The organism is Cytobacillus sp. SAFR-174 (genome assembly GCF_051964675.1).
Taxonomy (GTDB): Bacteria; Bacillota; Bacilli; order Bacillales; family Cytobacillaceae; genus Cytobacillus.
This window is the reverse complement of record NZ_JBQCMZ010000012.1, coordinates 122,617-140,746: the sequence shown is the minus strand read 5'-3', so window position 1 is coordinate 140,746 and position 18,130 is coordinate 122,617. Positions and strand designations below refer to the sequence as shown.

Here is an 18,130-nt window from a genome sequence, read left to right as displayed (position 1 = left end):
CAGCTAATGGTTCGCATATCCCAACGCCCATAGCGGACTTTCACCGCCAAGTTAATGAACATGCCTGGCACACAAAAGAAAAGCTGCCCATTCGGACAGCTTCACATCACTGCAAAAATTTCAGAATTTTAGGCAGGAATATTACTCCGCCTATTATTACACTTACAATGGCATACACCAGCACCGCTCCAGCTGCTATATCCTTCGCCTGCTTGGCAAGGGGATGATAATCTCCGGTTGCCAGATCCACAGTCCTTTCAATGGCTGTATTCAGCAATTCGAGTGAGAGCATGCCCCCGATGGCCAGCAGAATGATCATCCATTCAAGCCGGGAAATGCCAAAATATACCCCAAAGAACATGACAGCCAGGGATACTGCCAAATGTATCTGCAGATTCCTTTCATTCAATAACGCTGTTCTAATTCCGGAAAAAGCAAACACAAAGGATTTGAGGACATTGTGTTTTCGGACCTTTTTATCTCGTGAGCCCGAATTCATCAAGTATATCCTTCTGGCGGGAAAACATTTTTTTCTCATCTTCCGGATTTTCATGATCATATCCAAGAAGATGCAGGAAGCCATGGACCGCCAAAAAGCCAAGCTCCCTAATAAAAGAATGTCCATACTCCTCCGCCTGCTCCTTCGCCTTAGCAGTGGAGATGATGATATCCCCCAGGATTCGCGGCATATCAGCACCAATCAGCTCAACTTCACCTTCACCCAGCTCTTCCATCGCGAAAGAAATAACATCTGTCGGCCGATCTTTATCCCGGTACTCCCTGTTAATTTCGCGGATCCGCTCATTGGTCACAAAAGTAATGGATACCTCGCTTTCAGGCTCTACAGATTCTTTTGATGCCGCAAAGTTAATTAACTCTTCAATTTTGGCTATGTCAATTTCCTGAAGCTCGTTCGTTTCGTCTAAAAAATCAATATTTAAATTCATGCTTGTTTCACCTTCTGTTTTGTCATTTCAGGATACTCAATCCGTGAATGGAAAATTCCGTTTAACGTTTCGCAGAACGAGTGTGAAACGGTTTCCAGCTCTTTTAAGGTTAAATCACATTCATTCAGCTGTCCATCCTGAAGCCTGTCTGCGATTATTTTTTTGACTAAATCCTCTATTTGCTCTGTTGTAGGATGTGCCATTGAACGGACTGCAGCTTCTACACTATCCGCAATGCCGATGACTGCCGACTCTTTTGATTGCGGTTTAGGTCCCGGATAGCGGTAGTCCTCTTCCTTTACCTCAAGACCATTTTGTTTTGCTTTATAGTAAAAATATTTCAGCAATGTTGTCCCATGATGCTGTTCGGCAATATCCACTATCTCCTTAGGCATCTTATGCTTTCTCAGCATTTCAGCACCATCTGCGGCATGAGCGATAATAATATTCTTACTGGTCTGGGGAGGAAGCCGATCATGCGGATTTTCAATATTCACCTGATTTTCAATAAAAAATTGCGGCCGTTTCGTTTTGCCGATATCGTGATAATAACAGCCTACCCTCGCCAAAAGACCATTTGCCCCAATAGCTTCACATGCTGACTCGGAAAGATTTGCAACCATTACACTATGATGGTAGGTTCCGGGAGATTCGGTCAGTATCTTTCTCAGAAGCGGATGATTAGGGTTGGAAAGTTCAATCAGCCTCATAGTAGACAAGATTCCGAATCCTGCCTCAAAATATGGCAGCAGGCCAATCGCCAGGACTGCTGACGAGATTCCTGAAATCAGAGCGATTACAAAGTAAAATCCATATTCAATCGTATCATAGTGGCCATTCCTTAAGAAAAGCATTGAAAAGATAACAAATATGTTAACTGCAGATACAAATAAACCAGCCTGCAATATTTTGGAGCGGCGATTCTGCTTACTTAAAAACAATATGGCCGCCAATCCGCTGCAAAGGATATAAATGGCTGATGTCAGCTGGAATGTTCCTGTAACACCTTCATTAAAAATGATGCTTCCGCTGATAGCCATAATAATTGTGTAGTACATTGCAAGCTTTTCATCAATCAGTATTTTGATCAGCATAGCTCCCATAGCTGCAGGATAGATATACCCGATCTCTGAGTAATCAGCGTATTGGAAAAGGCTTATGACCTTCATAAGCAATATCGATAAGATAAAGACAAGGCTGAACAGCAATAAATAGCTTTGCTTTAATTCCCTCTGTACATTCAGTTCGTGGAAATAATAATACAGGGCTGATAAAACAATGACAATGATCAGAGATAAGCCGATAAAAGGCTGAATTGAATTAACACTTTCCAGAAGCCCTACAAGTTCAAGCTGTCGGTATATGTCTCTGCTGATAAGCTGATTTTCTTCAACAATGATCTGTCCCTGAAGGATTTTTACTGGCTCCACACTCTCAATGGTCTGCTGCCGCAATTCTTCCGTAGCAGCAGGATCATAAAATTGATTTTGATATATTGCATAGCGCCCCAGCTCTATTGCTGCTTTTTTTAAATCTGAATTTAAGCTGGTGAACTTCAGTTCTTCTTCAACACGCTTCTTCGCGTTCTCCACCTGTTCAGCCGGAATTTCATTATTCATGATTTTATTGATGGCTGTGACAGTAAGGTCTTTCGCAATGATCAGTTCCCCCTCCTTTGCCTGCAGCAAAGCAAGGAAGACGCCATCAGATACTTCACGTGTTACGTCATCAGTGAGTTTTTCTTTAACCATAGACAATTTCTCTTCAGGACCAGGGGCGGAAGGGTCCGGTGCCTCTACATCTTTGTCTGACTCATTTGCAGCAGCCTTCTTTTTCTCTTCCATCCCTTCTTTTACTTCTTCATTCACTTCCGAAACGGATCCGAAAATGGAGGTAACCAGGTCAACTCTGTTTTGGGCAATCTCTTTTTTTACAACGTAAATATCCTTAACATTATTTTCTGCTTCTTTTCTTTTTCTTTCTGTGCTTGCTTTATCCTCTATTGTTATGGGTGACCTAATTGTCTGTTCAGCGACAGAGAACAGACTTAAATCCAGCTTTTCAGGCTTCACATTGCTATACATGGAAAAATACATAGCAACTCCCAAAAGAACAAATAAGAGAACACGAAAAAAGGTCATATTAAGTAAATTTCTGATTGTAATCAAACTCTGCTGAAGATTTGGCACATTTACCCCTCCTGTCCTGGGTAAAAAAACTTCCAATATTCCTAAATGTTTAATTATTAATTATGTAAAATCATAACAGTTTTTCTGTTGGTTTTCACTAATGAAAAATGGCCTATCTATTAACAGGTTACCTAATCATTTCATTAATAGCAAATAATTCCATAGTAATTATCTGCCGATTTTATCAGATAAAGAAAAAACCGCCAAAATCGGCGGCTTAAAGGTTATCTTCTTTTTGGTATGCCTGAATAATCCTGGCCACAAGCGGATGCCGCACAACATCACTTTGTTCTAAATGAACGAATGATAGTCCGCTTACACCCTTGAGTATGTCTTCTGCTGCAATCAGGCCTGATTTTACACCCTTTGGAAGGTCAACCTGTGTTCTGTCTCCGGTAATAATCATTTTTGAACCAAAGCCCAGCCTGGTCAAAAACATCTTCATTTGAGCCTGAGTTGTATTTTGTGCTTCATCCAGAATGACAAAGGCATCATCTAATGTTCTTCCGCGCATATAAGCCAGCGGTGCAATTTCAATCGTGCCTCTTTCAATCATTCTTTGTGTATGCTCTGCACCTAATATATCATGCAAAGCATCGTATAATGGCCTTAAGTAAGGATCGACTTTTTCCTTCAGGTCCCCCGGCAGAAAGCCCAGGCTTTCGCCTGCTTCGACAGCAGGGCGGGTAAGAATGATTCTTTTCACATTCCCATTTTTCAATGCATTGACAGCCATAACAACTGCCAAATACGTTTTTCCTGTGCCTGCTGGCCCTATGCCAAAAACCAGGTCATTTTGGCGGATTGCATGAATGTATTGACGCTGTCCCAATGTCTTAACACGTATAGACTTTCCTTTTGCATTTTTGGTGATTTCTTCTTCGTATAAATCACTGAAATACTCTAGTGTTCCCTTGTTTGCCATTTGAAGAGCATACATAACATCTCTCTGGCTTATATTTATTCCTTTCCGGATTACATAAAGCAGTTTATCCAGAACCTTTCCAGCCAGTTCTACCTTCTCCATTTCGCCAGACACATAAACGGATTCTCCCCTGGTTACAATGGAAACATTCAGTTCTTGCTCAATAATTTTTAGGTTTGCATCTGAGTTGCCTAATAATGCAATGGCTTCATTAGGATCTTCAAGCTGCAGGTTCATTGTTTTCAAGTCTTCTGTCATTCCGAATCTCCTTGAATAATTGGTTGTCCTTCTGCAATATTCTCAATAATTTGGAAATGTATTGCTATAGTTACTTTACCATTGTCAATTGATTGGTGCAAAACTTTTTCTCCCTTAACTTTAGCATTTTCATCTAGGCTGCTTTTTATTTTTTTTCTTGCCAAATCTTTCGCAGCTTCAAAAGCCTCTTTATTGGAATATATTCTGGTGACTTGCTCTCTTTCACGGAATGTCTTATTTACATATGAAACAGGCAGCTCCCATTTCAGGAACTTTACTACTTTCTCATTTTCCTCTAATTCATACTCTTCAAATTCCGGTTTCCCAAATCCCCAAATGGGAATTTCAAGATTTCCGATTGTGATGCTATGCTTAACTTTTTCAGTGCCGCTGAAGACTTTGAATGTGCTCTTAAGCGGAAGAATGACTTCAGATTTATACCATGTCTCCCCGAAAACCTCCCCTTTTGAAGGAACAGTCTCCGTTTGGCCCTCTTTCCCGATGATCCCGGAGACTAAAAGCTGTCCTGGCTGAACATGATCGTGAATATCGACGACCGGACGTCCTTCTTCAACAAACATTTCTACAATGACGGCTTTCTTCTTGGCTACCAGATGACGCGGGCTTAAATACTCGGGTTTCTCAGGTTCATTTTTCTCAACTACCTGCAGATGGTAGGTTGTCCCTTTTAACTCCACGCCAACCCAGGTGATTGCCTCAATATTGTTGGATAGGGTCCGCTGAATAGACTCCACATTATCTACAAAAAACTGCAGCTTTCCTTTTTTAACCCCCATCTTGTCCAACTCTTTGATGATCTGATATTCAGTTGCAGGATTTGCCCCCTTAATCTCTATGCCCCAGACCATATTGGATAAAAGGAGAATAACAGCAAAAAACGCGAGGGCACCAGCTGCAAATCCGCTGTTTTTCAGCAGCCTTTTCATAAGGAATGGTGCTCCTGCCCGCTGCAGGAACTCGATTCTGCAATCGCTGTTCCTGGCGTGGCTTCTTATTTTTTTTGCATCTTCCAATTTCATTTTGAAGGTGACTGATTGCGTTCCATGGTTCTTTACATTCCAGATATTGATTCCGCTCCGGGTAAGTGCATTAATAAATCTTTCTATTCCTTTCCCGCTTGCTTTAACAGTTACAAGGCCCCTGTAAAATTCGATCCACTGGTTCTTCATTTCCTTCCCCCTGAATTCTTAATCAGTGTCTGTAATATAAGTTACTGAATCAATTTTTCCCTCGAGCAGTATTTCTTCCGGCAGTATCGTTTTTATGACGAAGGCTTTCCCTCTTATTAAAAGCTGCCCCTGCTTTAATAGCAGTCTTAATTCCTTATCTGAAAAAGCCAGTAATCCCCTGTGGTTTTCTATATAGATATGGATTTGCCCAATCATTGTAATGCGGGGCAGATCCATCATGACATCTTGAGGAAGCTCCATATTTTTAGTCATCCAGCCGCGGACGAATTGTCCCCACTTTTTTTCCATAAAAAAAGAACCCCCTTTCATCTCATATTTATGAAATGAACGAAGGTTCTAGCACTTATTTTTTACCGCTTTCTGTTGAGGGACCTGTGAGGATTTTTAGATCTTGGAGGTCCTAGAATCTCGGACCAGATAATCCCGTCAACAAGCGTCTGTTTCTGCGGCTCAAACTTTCCGGCTCCTGCGGCTTCCACCGGGGATCCTGTTTTTGTATTTGCTGTTGTTCTCGATATTGCGCTTGCTTTTCTTTCAGCAGCTCTCTGCTGACTCTGGAGAGCCTTCATGCTTTGTTCTGCCTGCTGTTTACGCTGTCTGTAATCTTCCTCTATTCTTCTGGATTTCTCGGTCAGCTTCTTTTTTTCCTCTTCCAGCACTTCGGCCAAAGCATTATCTGCAGATGTTCTTTCGGCCTGTGTCCGGTTCTCTTGCTGTACTGAACGGGGAGCCTGTTTAACGGGCTTCTCCTCCTTCTTTTTTTTGAAAAAAGAGGAAATGAAAGCTATGACAGCAATTAGAATAAAAGGATTCTCCAATAAAAATTCCAAGAGAGTTTCCTCCCTTCTCCCATTAAGGGATCATTTAGTCATTTTTCCGGCCATTTTTGCCGTCGTCACTCATATTGCCGATTGAATCCCTCATTTCGGTATCAGCCGAGATGTTTTGGATATTCATATAGTCCATTACCCCAATATTTCCGGATCGGAGTGCTTCTGACATGGCAAGCGGCACCTGTGCCTCTGCTTCCACAACCTTCGCTCTCATTTCTTCAACACGTGCTTTCATTTCCTGTTCCTGAGCTACGGCCATAGCACGTCTTTCTTCAGCTTTAGCCTGGGCAATCTTCTTGTCTGCCTCAGCCTGTTCAGTCTGAAGTTCTGCACCAATATTTTTGCCGATATCCACGTCTGCTATATCTATCGAGAGAATTTCAAAAGCAGTGCCTGCATCCAGACCTTTTGAAAGAACAGTCTGAGAAATCATATCCGGATTTTCAAGTACTTTCTTGTGATCCGTCTGCGAACCGATCGTAGAGACAATTCCCTCACCAACACGCGCCACGATTGTTTCCTCACCGGCACCCCCGACCAGACGGTCAATATTGGCACGGACTGTAATTCTCGCTTTTGCCTTTACTTCGATGCCATCCATCGCAACACCGGCAATAAAAGGTGTTTCAATTACTTTTGGATTAACACTCATCTGAACCGCTTCCAAAACGTCACGCCCTGCCAGGTCAATGGCTGCACTGCGTTCAAAGCTTAAATCAATATTGGCACGGTGTGCTGCTATTAATGCATTGACAACTCTATCAACATTTCCTCCTGCCAGGTAATGGCTCTCCAGCTGATTTGTTGTTACTTCAAGTCCTGCCTTGTGCGCTTTGATTAACGGGTTAATGACACGGCTTGGTATAACCCGGCGAAGCCTCATCCCGATTAATGTAAAGATACTGACTCTGACTCCCGCTGCCAATGCTGATATCCACAGCATAACCGGTACAAAGGTGAATAATATCCCCAGCAATATAACACCGAGTACAACGGCAACCAATATTGCTACTGTTCCTGCTTCTAACATATTTTTACCTCCTGATGATTTTATTTATCTAAATCAAGCTTAGATATTTCTCTGACAACAATACGCGAACCTTCCGCTTTAACAACTTTTACTTTTGCCCCTTTAAGGATAAAGGCTCCCTCACTGACAACATCAATTCTCTCATCGCCTATAACTACAGTACCTGAAGGCCTTAGAGCAGTAAGTGCATAACCCTCAAGACCAATCAGTTCAAGCCTGCTCTTATTTGAGATATAACCTTTTTCGGTATTTGTGCTATCGGTTAATATAATTTTTTTAAAGAATTTCATCTTTTTACCAAACACCTTTATCATTAATATAGATGCCAATATTGAAACTCCCATAGCAATTAAAATAGACATTCCCATATGGGCCACATTGTCAGAAGCCAGAAACAGACTCCCCAGTATTGCTGCTATTCCGGCTATACCGGCAATTCCTCCAGGAAGGAAAAACTCGGCAATTATTAAGCCAATGCCTATTACAAACAGAATTAAGGTCTCATATCCTGTCAGCCCGGCGACCATATGGCCATAAAAGAACAGAAGCAGGGACGACAATCCCATTAATCCAGGGATGCCGAAACCCGGTGAATACAGCTCCAGAACCAGCCCAAGGCTTCCAATAGATAATAGAATTGGTATAACGACAGGGTGGGTAATAAAACGGGCAAGCTTTTCTGCAAAGCTTTCATCAATTGTCTGTATATTAGCTTCATTAAGTCCGAGCACATTCAGTAACTCTTCCCTTGAATCTACTGTGCCTTCTGAATAGCCTACCTGTTCAGCCTGTTCAGCTGTGAGGGTAAGCAGCTTTCCTTTCGGTGCCCCCAATTCAGGCAGATCCACCGATTCATCTGCCATAGCAAGGGCATAAACAGGATCTCTGTCCGTTTGTGAGGCCGCACTCTGCATTGCCGCAAACCAGTATGATTCTGCTTTCTTGCCAGCTGTATTTCCCTGCTGGTCAATAATTGCGGCTGAACCCATTGTTGAACCAGGTACCATATATATTTCATCCGTATTCAAAGCTATATAGGCACCTGCAGATAAAGCCTGCTTGTTGATAAAAGATATTGTTTTTACATTTGTTGAGGTTAACAGCTTTCCAATTTGCCCGGCTGCATCGACTGCCCCTCCGGGTGTATTTATTTCAAATATTATGGCTGATGCATTTTCTTCTTCAGCTGTTTGCACCGCTCTGCTTAAAAATGCATAAAGTCCTTTTTCCACAGTTTCTTCAATTGGAACAATCAGCACTTTTTCATTATCGGCGTTTCCTTGAAAAGGGCTTACCAGCAGCAGCAGAGCAAAAAACAATGAAAAGGCGGTTATTGCTCTTCTGGCAATCAAAACTTTCCCCCCTTTAACCGCAAAATGACTTCTATATGTATTTACGATTGAATCATTAAAAAGTTTCCTTTTTATTTCTTTTGATTATTTCTTTTGATAGTTCCTACTTTCAAACTCTGCTCAACTTTAGTATAACCTAGAAACGAATGTGATTCATTCCATCAGCACATAGCTAGGCAGAAAAGTAAAAAAGACCGTCAGCCATTGGCTTTCGGTCTTTTAATGCATAGTTTTATGAAAGTTGTTGTTGTACAAGTTTATTTATAAGTGAACCATCTGCTTTACCTTTTACTTTAGGCATGATAGCAGCCATCACTTTTCCCATATCAGCTTTTGAAGAAGCACCTGTTTCTGCAACTGTTTCAGCAACAATTTTTGAAACTTCATCTTCGGAGAGCTGTTTTGGCATATATAATTCGACATACTGAAGTTCAGTACGAATTTTTTCAACAAGATCTTCACGACCTGCTTTTTCAAATTCATGGAGGGAATCCTTGCGTTGTTTAACTTCGCGAGAAAGGACAGTTAGCTCCTGTTCTTCGTTAAGATCTTCACCAAGCTTGATTGCTTCATTTTGAAGCGAAGCTTTAATCATACGAATTACAGTAAGCTTTTCTTTTTCTTTATTCCTCATCGCTTGTTTCATATCTTCATTTAAACGCTCGAGAAGACTCATTACATACACCCTCTCTTACCACTTACGCTTTCTAGCAGCCTCAGACTTTTTCTTACGTTTAATACTAGGTTTTTCGTAGAATTCGCGCTTTCTTGCTTCCTGCAAAGTACCAGTTTTTGATACTGAACGTTTGAAGCGACGAAGAGCATCTTCAAGCGATTCGTTTTTACGAACGACGGTTTTAGACATTCTCTTTCCCTCCCTCCGAGCACAACACACTTACATCAACAACATGGTTTATTCCATGTACCTTGCAATTATAATATAACAGCTTATCAAGGTCAACAGTAATTAGCCTGCTGCGGGATTGATTTTTTTGGTTTGTGATTATTTAGTACCCCATTCCTGACAAGCTAAACAATTTTTTGTTCATAAGCATGTCCCGGCAGGGTGTTCCATAGTATTAAATGAAGGGGGTGAATGCTGCTTGGTCCAGCTGTTATTATTTTTTCTGCTAATCGCGTTATTTATTTATGGTATGACACTCTTACGGTCGGGTCTTTTTAATTTATCTGCAGGTTCGTTAAAGAATTGGCTGGCAGCTGTGACTAATTCACCTTGGAAAGGCACTGTGATGGGCACAATCGTGACGGCTGTCCTGCAAAGCAGTTCAGCGGTAATGATTATAACAATTGGAATGGTTTCTGCACGGATGCTTACTTTTCCCCAGACGATTGGCATTATATTAGGAACCAACATAGGTACAACATTTACGACAGAGTTAATCACTTTTAATATTGAATCATATATTGTTCCACTTGCTGCTGCCGGGAGCATCCTGGCTGTAATGAAGAATAAGAGCCTGCGAAGCTCCGGTCTGGCAGTGCTTGGATTATCTGCGGTTTTTGCAGCAATGCGCGGGTTTGAATATCTTGCTGGTTCTGTTAAAGATAATGATATGGTCAACCACTGGCTGCTTACTTTGGATGGGAATTATTTGTTCGCTGTTGCTGCCGGAATTGTCCTTACGGCTATCATCCAATCAAGCACAGCAACAACTGGCATTATAATGGGGTTTTTAACTGCTGGCGCAATGGATTTGGATACCGGCATTGCCATAATGCTTGGATCTAATATAGGTACATGCGTAGACGCATATTTAGCATCCATCGGTTCAGGAAAAGAAGCAAAACTGACTGCCTTTGCCCATATTTGGCTGAACTGTTTGGGTGTGGCGGCCTTTTATCCTTTTATTCATGTCCTTGCTGTCTTAGGAGAGAGTGCAGCCAGTTCTCCGGATGTGCAGCTTGCACATATCAGTGTTTTATTTAATGTACTATCTTCCTTGCTTGTTCTCCCATTTGCAAATCAGTTTGGAAGGTTTGTCATAAGACTGCACGGCCGGTAAAAAATAAAAAATGCCGGGAAATCCCGGCATTTTCTTAGTAATCCGAATCGCTTGTTAAACCGTTGACAATAGCAGCGCCGGAGCTTGCTCCAATTCTCGTCGCACCTGCTTCAATCATCTTTTGTGCATCTTCTGCACTTCTTACTCCGCCCGAAGCTTTTACGCCAAGATCGGGTCCGACAGTTTTTCTCATAAGGGCAATATCTTCAGCAGTTGCGCCGCCAGTTGAGAATCCTGTAGATGTTTTAACAAAGTCAGCACCAGCTTTTACAGAAAGCTCACATGCTCTAATTTTTTCTTCTTCAGTCAAAAGGCAAGTTTCGATAATAACCTTGGTTAATGCTTTTCCTTTTGCAGCATCAACAACCGCACGTATGTCCCGTTCAACCAGGTCATTGTCTCCGCCTTTTAAAGCGCCAATATTAATTACCATATCTACTTCTGTTGCACCGTTTTCAATGGCATTCTTTGTTTCAAATGCTTTTGTTTCAGGTGTGGAAGCTCCGAGCGGGAATCCGATTACTGTGCAGACCTTCACTTCGGTTCCGTTAAGCAGGTCGCTTGAAAGTTTAACCCATGTCGGATTAACACAAACAGACGCGAAATTGTATTCTTTAGCTTCCGCACAGATTTTTTCTATTTGGTCTTTTGCTGCATCGGCTTTAAGTAATGTATGATCGATCATTTTTGCTACGTTATTTGTCATTTTAACTACTCCTTTTAAAAACAGTTGTACGTACCTCTTTCATAATATCACTTAGATAAAAAAATATCGAGCACTATTTATATTTTTTGTAATCGTTTTCGAAAGTAGTTTTCCCAAAAGATATTAATAAATTTATCAAAGTCACGTTTCTCATAGAAGATGTCGATGCTTGTGAATTCAGCCCGTTGATTTCCGCTGCGGACACTTGCTTTCCGCGGGGAGGAACGGGAGCCTCCTCGGCTTCGCCTGCGGGGTCTCCCGCTCCCTCTCCTCCCGCAGGAGTCAATTGCCCTTCGCTCCAATCAACTCAGTGATTCTAAACTAAGTTACAAATAAGCAATAAACTAAACAATTACCGCTTATCAAAAAAAGGAACCACCCTAAGGTAATTCCTTTAAACTGCCGCCTCTTCTGCTTCGTTCAATTCATCTAGAACTCTTACAAATTGACCTTCATTGTATGGGTAGCCGGCTTTTGTAATTTTCACTTTTACAATCTGGCCTACCATTTCTTCTGTTGCCGGGAAGACGATTTTCAAATAATTGTCCGTGTATCCGACAAATAAATTGCTGTCACTGCTTTCCTTAAAGCTTTCCTCCGGGATCACTTCAAGAACTTCACCTTCGTACTGAGATGCATATTCTTTTGCAAGCTGATCTGACAGGGCAATCAAGCGATGAACACGCTCGTTTTTGACTTCTTCATCGATCTGGTCGTCCATTCTTGCCGCAGGCGTTCCTGTACGCTTTGAATACGGGAATACATGAAGCTCGGAGAATTTATGCTCTTTAATAAAGTTGTAGGTTTCCATAAATTCTTCTTCTGTTTCCCCCGGGAAGCCTACGATTACATCAGATGTAACAGCCAAACCTGGCAGAGCTTCCTTCAAGCGCTCAAGACGCTCAGCAAAGAATTCCATGGTATACTTGCGGCGCATTCTTTTAAGAACTGTATTTGAGCCTGATTGCAGAGGAATGTGCAAGTGCCTTACCACGACCTTGGACTTATCCATAACTTCAATGACTTCATCGGTAATTTGGCTGGCTTCAATTGAAGAGATTCTTAAACGTTTGAGACCTTTTACCTGAGCTTCCAGATCCGTAAGAAGCATAGCCAGATTGTAATCCTTCATGTCTTCGCCATATCCGCCTGTATGGATTCCAGTTAGGACGATTTCTTTATATCCGGCATCAACAAGCTGCTGAGCCTGCCGGATTACTTCTTTCGGGTCTCTTGATCTCATTAAGCCGCGCGCCCAGGGAATAATACAGAATGTGCAGAAGTTATTGCAGCCCTCCTGAATTTTAAGGGAAGCACGTGTCCGATCAGTAAATGCCGGCACATCAAGCTCTTCGTAGACACGGTTCTTCATGATGTTTCCGACGCCATTGATCGGCTGCCGTTCTTGTTTATATTGCTCGATATATTCAAGCATTTTCAACCGATCCTGAGTCCCTACAACGATATCAACTCCAGGGATTGCCATAATTTCGGCAGGTGAGGTTTGTGCATAACAGCCTGTTACACAGATAACGGCATCAGGGTTTTTTCTGATTGCCCTTCTGATTACCTGACGGCTTTTCTTATCACCGGTATTTGTAACCGTACATGTATTAATCACATAAACATCTGAAACGGATTCGAAGTCTGTCCGTTCATAGCCAGCTTCTTTGAACAGCTGCCAAATGGCTTCTGTTTCGTAATGATTGACTTTGCAGCCAAGTGTATGAAATGCAACTGCAGGCATCAATATTCACCCCATTAATTCAAAATGATAGGAAACAGCTGACAGCAAATAGAGAGGCGCTGTCTCTGTCCTTAAAATACGCGGTCCCAAACCGCAGGCAAGAAAGCCTGCTTCGAGCAGCAATGAAACTTCATTATCTGCAAGACCGCCTTCAGGTCCGAATACAACTAAAAGCGATTCTCCTTTATTCATGGAAGAAAGTGTTTCATAGAGCACAGAGTCCTCTCCCTGTTTCGCTTCTTCCTCAAAGGCGATCAATTTATATGGATAATCAGCTGATATTTTCAGCAATGACTTTAAATCAAGCGGTGCAAGAACTTCAGGCACTATGCTCCTATGTGACTGTTCAGCAGCTTCTTTAGCAATCTTCTGCCATCTCTCTGCTTTTTTCACTGATTTCTTCGCATCCCATTTTACTACTGAACGAGCTGAAGTAAAAGGGATAAAACGGCGCGCTCCCAGCTCAGTGCCCTTTTGAATGATCCACTCCAGCTTATCCCCTTTAGGCAGTCCGCTCACAATAGTAATATCTGCAGGAAGCTCAGAAGATCCTTCAATCCATTGTACAACTTCTGCAGCCACATGTTCATCGGTAATTTCTGCAATTGAGCAAAGTCCACTATTTTGGGATGGATCGACACAGATAATTTTGTCGCCTTCTTTCATGCGCATTACCTTCACTATATGATGACGGTCTTCTCCTGTAATATGAAAGTACTTATCTTTAACTGCATTTTCTGTAAAATACCGCTGCACAATCGGCACCCTCTTTCTTACCTGTTCAAGATCCTTCAACTGTAAAAAGGAGGGTAAGTTTATTACCCCCTTTTTACGGTATATCCAGCTCCGGCCCCTCCCATCCCGAGGGGCCGAAGTTTTTCTAATTACTTTCTCCTTGCGACAATGGCAACCCAATCTTCCATTTGTATGGTCTCTTCTATTTCAAACCCTGCAGCGGAAATAGCATCTCTTACTTCCTGTTTCTTCTGCTGGATAATGCCTGAAGCGATAAAGTATCCGCCTTCCCTTACGACTGACGCAACATCATCTGTAAAGCGGAGAATTACTTCTGCAAGGATGTTGGCAACGACCACATCCGCTCCCTGGCTGACACCATCGAGCAGATTCCCTTGTGATACATCCACTATATTCTGAACTTTATTCAGTTTAATATTTAATTTAGCTGAATTTACTGCCACTTCATCAAGATCAAGGGCTTTTACCTTCCCTGCACCCAGCATAGCTGCAGCAATGCTTAAAACACCCGATCCTGTTCCTACATCTACAACATTATCTCCCTGTTTTACAGTTCTTTCAAGAGCCTGGATACACATAACCGTTGTGGGGTGTGTCCCAGTTCCAAAGGCCATGCCCGGGTCAAGCTCTATGATAAGTTCATCACTGCTGACAGGTGTGTAATCCTCCCAGGTTGGGACAATGGTAAAGCGTTCTGAGATTTTTACAGGGTTATAATATTTTTTCCAGGCAGTAGCCCATTCTTCTTCATTTACCTCACTAATGCTGACTTTATTTGCGCCAATATCGATGTTAAATAAAATGAGGTTATTGATTGCTTCTTTTATTTCATCAACTGTTTCCCCAAGGAAACTGTTTACTGGCAAATATGCTTTTACAATTACGCCTTCTTCAGGATAGTCCTGCGGATTGAGCTGGTAGATTTCACCGAATTGATCCTTTCTTTCTTTTACAAGTTCTAAAGGATCCTCTATTACAACTCCGCTTGCTCCGGCTTCATGCAAAATATTCGAAATCGGTTCAACAGCTTCATTTGCAGTATGAATACTGATTTCTGACCATTTCACTACTACCAACTCCCATTCCATTATTCACCTTTAAAGGCTCGTTTTACTTTAGAAAAAAAGCTTTCTTCCTGTTCTCCCTGCGGAACTGTTCCGCTGACTTCAGCAAACTCGCTTAAAAGCTGCTTCTGTTTTTCTGTCAGCTTTGTCGGAGTGATAACACGGACAATAATGTGCTGATCTCCTGTTCCGTATCCTCTTACATTTGGCACACCTTTTCCCTTCAGACGGAATTTGGTTCCTGTTTGTGTGCCTGAAGGGACTTTAAGTTTTACTTTCCCATGCAGTGTCGGCACTTCGATTTCATCTCCGAGGGCAGCCTGCACAAATGTTATCGGCATTTCACAATAAACATCGTCGCCATCACGCTCAAAGAACTCATGAGACCGCACATGGAATACAACATAAAGGTCGCCTGGAGGTCCTCCGTTAACACCTGGTTCCCCCTGGCCTGCTACGCGAAGCTGCTGGCCATCATCAATGCCTGCAGGAATTTTCACGTGTATCTTTCTGCGTTTTTGCACTTTACCGGCTCCACGGCAGGTTGTGCACTTTTCTTTGATTTCTTTGCCGGTACCATTACAGTAGTGGCAAACTCTTCTATTTACGATCTTGCCAAATGGCGTATTTTGTTCAACATTCAACTGACCTGATCCATGACAATGACGGCATGTTTCCGGCTTAGTTCCCGGTTTAGCGCCTGACCCGCTGCAGGTCTCGCACGTCTCTTCGCGCGGAATTTCAATATCGGTCTCTTTGCCAAATACTGCTTCCTCAAAAGTTAGGGACATGGTGTACTGTAAATCAGCACCCTGTCTTGGGGCGTTAGGATCACGCCTGCGGGAGCCCCCTCCGAAGAAGGTGCTGAAAATGTCTTCAAATCCTCCGAAACCTTCAAAACCGGCTCCGCCAAAGCCTTGATTAGGGTCCGTATGGCCAAATTGATCATAGTGGGCCTTTTTCTGGTCGTCGCTTAAGACTTCATATGCTTCTTTAACTTCCTTGAACTTCTCGTCAGCATCAGGCTCTTTGTTAATATCAGGATGGTATTTCTTTGAAAGCTTTCGATATGCCTTCTTAATTTCATCCTTGGATGCACCCTTGCTGATCCCGAGAACCTCATAGTAATCCCTTTTACTCATGATTACCACTCCCCGATTCATTTCACATAAAGATTATTGTATCAAAAATAAAAGCCAAAGCCAAGAAAGACCTGACTTTGACTTAAAAGATTCAGAAATTATTTATCGTCTTTAACTTCTTCGAACTCAGCATCTACAACGTTATCGTCATCATTTTTGCTTTCAGCACCTTCTGCGCCCTGGGCTCCCTGAGCAGCCTGCGCCTGCTCATAAAGCTTCATTGTTAACGCCTGGACAACTTCCTGTAAAGCATCTTTCTTAGCACGGATTTCATCCAGATCGTTCTTTTCAATTGCAGCTTTTAGTGCATCTTTAGCTTCATTTGCTTTGTTCACTTCTGCTTCATCCACTTTGCCTTCAAGATCTTTTAGAGTCTTTTCAGTAGTGAATACCAGCTGGTCCGCTTCATTGCGGAGTTCTACTTCTTCTTTTCGCTTCTTATCAGCTTCAGCATTTTCTTCAGCTTCTCTTACCATTTTTTCAATTTCTTCATCAGATAATCCTGTTGATGACTTGATCGTAATGGCTTGCTCTTTGTTTGTGCCAAGGTCTTTAGCGCGTACGTTTACGATACCATTTTTATCGATATCAAAAGACACTTCGATCTGAGGCACACCGCGCGGAGCTGGAGGAATATCCCCTAGCTGGAAACGGCCAAGTGTTTTGTTATCCGCTGCCATTGGGCGTTCCCCTTGAAGAACATGGATATCAACAGCAGACTGATTATCAGCAGCAGTTGAGAACACCTGGGATTTTGATGTTGGAATAGTTGTATTGCGTTCAATCAGCTTAGTGAACACTCCGCCCATTGTTTCAATTCCAAGAGACAAAGGTGTTACGTCCAGAAGGACAACATCCTTAACATCACCAGTGATGACACCGCCCTGAATAGCTGCACCCATAGCTACAACCTCATCAGGGTTAACTCCTCTGTGCGGTTCTTTTCCTGTTTCTTTTTTGATTGCTTCCTGTACAGCCGGAATGCGTGTTGAACCGCCGACAAGGATAACTTTATCGATTTCTGAAGGAGTCAAACCAGCATCCTTTAATGCCTGGCGTGTAGGTCCCATTGTACGTTCAACAAGATCTGCTGACAGCTCTTCAAATTTAGCTCTAGAAAGTGTTACTTCAAGGTGTAAAGGTCCAGCTTCCCCGGCAGTAATAAACGGAAGTGAAATTTGTGTTGAAGTTACACCGGAAAGATCCTTTTTCGCTTTTTCAGCAGCATCTTTTAAACGCTGCAGAGCCATTTTATCTTTAGAAAGATCAATGCCGTTCTCTTTTTTAAATTGATCAACGAGGTAATCAATAATTACCTGGTCAAAATCATCTCCGCCAAGACGGTTATCCCCGGCAGTGGATTTTACTTCAAATACACCATCGCCCAGCTCAAGGATAGATACGTCAAATGTACCGCCGCCAAGGTCATAAACAAGGATAGTCTGGTCTTCATCCATTTTATCAAGTCCATATGCCAACGCTGCAGCAGTCGGTTCGTTGATGATTCGTTCAACTTCCAAGCCGGCAATTCGGCCTGCATCCTTTGTAGCCTGACGCTCAGCATCGTTGAAATATGCTGGAACAGTGATTACCGCTTTAGTAACCTTCTCGCCAAGATAGTCTTCTGCATAAGATTTCAAATATTGAAGAATAATAGCAGAAACCTCTTGCGGAGAGTATTCCTTTCCTTCAGCCTCTGTTTTATGATCTGTACCCATATGGCGTTTAACGGACATGATGGTGTTCGGGTTTGTAATAGACTGGCGCTTCGCCACCTCACCAACCTGACGCTCGCCGTTCTTAAACGCCACAACTGATGGCGTTGTACGGTTGCCTTCCGGATTTGGAATTACTTTCGGTTCGCCGCCTTCAAGTACAGCGACACATGAGTTTGTTGTACCTAAATCGATTCCGATAATTTTGCTCATGTTCTTTACCTCCCCAAA

General features: G+C 42.4%; 18 protein-coding genes. 1 reads left to right on the top strand and 17 read right to left on the bottom strand.

What is annotated here, in order from left to right:
- Nucleotides 1-106: 106 nt before the first annotated feature.
- The 11 genes from ACTHRG_RS14105 to rpsU form a co-directional block, all read right to left on the bottom strand.
- Nucleotides 107-499, bottom strand: a complete 393-nt coding sequence (locus ACTHRG_RS14105) for a diacylglycerol kinase family protein (RefSeq protein WP_076257455.1) — start codon at nucleotides 497-499, stop codon at nucleotides 107-109.
- A complete protein-coding gene (gene ybeY, locus ACTHRG_RS14100; RefSeq protein ID WP_076257454.1) occupies nucleotides 477-947 on the bottom strand; it encodes an rRNA maturation RNase YbeY in 471 nt (156 codons plus the stop codon). Before ybeY ends, ACTHRG_RS14105 begins: the two co-directional genes overlap by 23 nt.
- Nucleotides 944-3,136 carry an HD family phosphohydrolase gene (locus tag ACTHRG_RS14095; RefSeq protein ID WP_139325601.1) on the bottom strand — a complete coding sequence of 731 codons (2,193 nt, stop codon included), beginning with the start codon at nucleotides 3,134-3,136 and terminating at the stop codon, nucleotides 944-946. Before ACTHRG_RS14095 ends, ybeY begins: the two co-directional genes overlap by 4 nt.
- 217 nt (nucleotides 3,137-3,353) lie before the next feature.
- Nucleotides 3,354-4,319 (bottom strand): PhoH family protein, encoded by a 966-nt coding sequence (locus ACTHRG_RS14090; RefSeq protein WP_076257453.1) that lies wholly within the window; start codon nucleotides 4,317-4,319, stop codon nucleotides 3,354-3,356.
- Nucleotides 4,316-5,509, bottom strand: a complete 1,194-nt coding sequence (gene yqfD, locus ACTHRG_RS14085; protein ID WP_076257452.1) for a sporulation protein YqfD — start codon at nucleotides 5,507-5,509, stop codon at nucleotides 4,316-4,318. The genes ACTHRG_RS14090 and yqfD overlap by 4 nt, the downstream gene beginning before the upstream one ends.
- A gap of 18 nt (nucleotides 5,510-5,527) precedes the next feature.
- Nucleotides 5,528-5,818: a sporulation protein YqfC gene (yqfC, locus tag ACTHRG_RS14080; protein WP_076257451.1), complete on the bottom strand. Its 291-nt coding sequence runs from the start codon at nucleotides 5,816-5,818 to the stop codon at nucleotides 5,528-5,530.
- A gap of 62 nt (nucleotides 5,819-5,880) precedes the next feature.
- Nucleotides 5,881-6,360, bottom strand: a complete 480-nt coding sequence (locus tag ACTHRG_RS14075) for a hypothetical protein (protein WP_076257450.1) — start codon at nucleotides 6,358-6,360, stop codon at nucleotides 5,881-5,883.
- A 34-nt stretch (nucleotides 6,361-6,394) separates the two neighbouring features.
- Complete coding sequence (floA, locus tag ACTHRG_RS14070; protein ID WP_076257449.1) at nucleotides 6,395-7,393, bottom strand: flotillin-like protein FloA; 999 nt, start codon at nucleotides 7,391-7,393, stop codon at nucleotides 6,395-6,397.
- A 20-nt stretch (nucleotides 7,394-7,413) separates the two neighbouring features.
- Nucleotides 7,414-8,745: an NfeD family protein gene (locus tag ACTHRG_RS14065; protein ID WP_076257448.1), complete on the bottom strand. Its 1,332-nt coding sequence runs from the start codon at nucleotides 8,743-8,745 to the stop codon at nucleotides 7,414-7,416.
- Nucleotides 8,746-8,977: 232 nt separating this feature from the next.
- Nucleotides 8,978-9,421 (bottom strand): GatB/YqeY domain-containing protein, encoded by a 444-nt coding sequence (locus tag ACTHRG_RS14060; RefSeq protein ID WP_076257447.1) that lies wholly within the window; start codon nucleotides 9,419-9,421, stop codon nucleotides 8,978-8,980.
- A 15-nt stretch (nucleotides 9,422-9,436) separates the two neighbouring features.
- A complete protein-coding gene (gene rpsU / locus ACTHRG_RS14055) occupies nucleotides 9,437-9,610 on the bottom strand; it encodes a 30S ribosomal protein S21 (RefSeq protein ID WP_009333009.1) in 174 nt (57 codons plus the stop codon).
- A gap of 238 nt (nucleotides 9,611-9,848) precedes the next feature.
- Here rpsU and ACTHRG_RS14050 point away from each other — a divergent pair, with 238 nt between their 5' ends.
- Entirely contained in the window at nucleotides 9,849-10,769 is a 921-nt protein-coding gene (locus ACTHRG_RS14050) for a Na/Pi symporter (protein ID WP_076257446.1), read from the top strand.
- Between the two features lie 34 nt (nucleotides 10,770-10,803).
- On the opposite strand, the gene deoC is transcribed toward ACTHRG_RS14050, so the two are convergent.
- The 6 genes from deoC to dnaK form a co-directional block, all read right to left on the bottom strand.
- Complete coding sequence (deoC, locus tag ACTHRG_RS14045) at nucleotides 10,804-11,475, bottom strand: deoxyribose-phosphate aldolase (protein WP_076257445.1); 672 nt, start codon at nucleotides 11,473-11,475, stop codon at nucleotides 10,804-10,806.
- Between the two features lie 394 nt (nucleotides 11,476-11,869).
- Nucleotides 11,870-13,222, bottom strand: a complete 1,353-nt coding sequence (mtaB, locus tag ACTHRG_RS14040) for a tRNA (N(6)-L-threonylcarbamoyladenosine(37)-C(2))-methylthiotransferase MtaB (protein ID WP_076257443.1) — start codon at nucleotides 13,220-13,222, stop codon at nucleotides 11,870-11,872.
- A gap of 6 nt (nucleotides 13,223-13,228) precedes the next feature.
- A complete protein-coding gene (locus ACTHRG_RS14035; RefSeq protein WP_076257471.1) occupies nucleotides 13,229-13,978 on the bottom strand; it encodes a 16S rRNA (uracil(1498)-N(3))-methyltransferase in 750 nt (249 codons plus the stop codon).
- Between the two features lie 128 nt (nucleotides 13,979-14,106).
- A complete protein-coding gene (prmA, locus tag ACTHRG_RS14030; protein ID WP_076257470.1) occupies nucleotides 14,107-15,045 on the bottom strand; it encodes a 50S ribosomal protein L11 methyltransferase in 939 nt (312 codons plus the stop codon).
- A gap of 20 nt (nucleotides 15,046-15,065) precedes the next feature.
- A complete protein-coding gene (gene dnaJ, locus ACTHRG_RS14025) occupies nucleotides 15,066-16,184 on the bottom strand; it encodes a molecular chaperone DnaJ (protein WP_076257442.1) in 1,119 nt (372 codons plus the stop codon).
- Nucleotides 16,185-16,282: 98 nt separating this feature from the next.
- Nucleotides 16,283-18,112, bottom strand: a complete 1,830-nt coding sequence (dnaK, locus tag ACTHRG_RS14020; protein WP_076257441.1) for a molecular chaperone DnaK — start codon at nucleotides 18,110-18,112, stop codon at nucleotides 16,283-16,285.
- Nucleotides 18,113-18,130: the final 18 nt, after the last annotated feature.

Excerpts from the sequence above, each read along its gene's own strand:
- yqfC (WP_076257451.1), bottom strand. The coding sequence starts at position 5,818 with ATGGAAAAAAAGTGGGGACAATTCGTCCGCGGCTGGATGACTAAAAAT.
- ACTHRG_RS14060 (WP_076257447.1), bottom strand. The coding sequence starts at position 9,421 with ATGAGTCTTCTCGAGCGTTTAAATGAAGATATGAAACAAGCGATGAGG.
- ACTHRG_RS14105 (WP_076257455.1), bottom strand. The coding sequence starts at position 499 with ATGAATTCGGGCTCACGAGATAAAAAGGTCCGAAAACACAATGTCCTC.
- floA (WP_076257449.1), bottom strand. The coding sequence starts at position 7,393 with ATGTTAGAAGCAGGAACAGTAGCAATATTGGTTGCCGTTGTACTCGGT.
- ybeY (WP_076257454.1), bottom strand. The coding sequence starts at position 947 with ATGAATTTAAATATTGATTTTTTAGACGAAACGAACGAGCTTCAGGAA.
- dnaK (WP_076257441.1), bottom strand. The coding sequence starts at position 18,112 with ATGAGCAAAATTATCGGAATCGATTTAGGTACAACAAACTCATGTGTC.
- deoC (WP_076257445.1), bottom strand. The coding sequence starts at position 11,475 with ATGACAAATAACGTAGCAAAAATGATCGATCATACATTACTTAAAGCC.
- yqfD (WP_076257452.1), bottom strand. The coding sequence starts at position 5,509 with ATGAAGAACCAGTGGATCGAATTTTACAGGGGCCTTGTAACTGTTAAA.
- mtaB (WP_076257443.1), bottom strand. The coding sequence starts at position 13,222 with ATGCCTGCAGTTGCATTTCATACACTTGGCTGCAAAGTCAATCATTAC.
- ACTHRG_RS14090 (WP_076257453.1), bottom strand. The coding sequence starts at position 4,319 with ATGACAGAAGACTTGAAAACAATGAACCTGCAGCTTGAAGATCCTAAT.
- dnaJ (WP_076257442.1), bottom strand. The coding sequence starts at position 16,184 with ATGAGTAAAAGGGATTACTATGAGGTTCTCGGGATCAGCAAGGGTGCA.
- rpsU (WP_009333009.1), bottom strand. The coding sequence starts at position 9,610 with ATGTCTAAAACCGTCGTTCGTAAAAACGAATCGCTTGAAGATGCTCTT.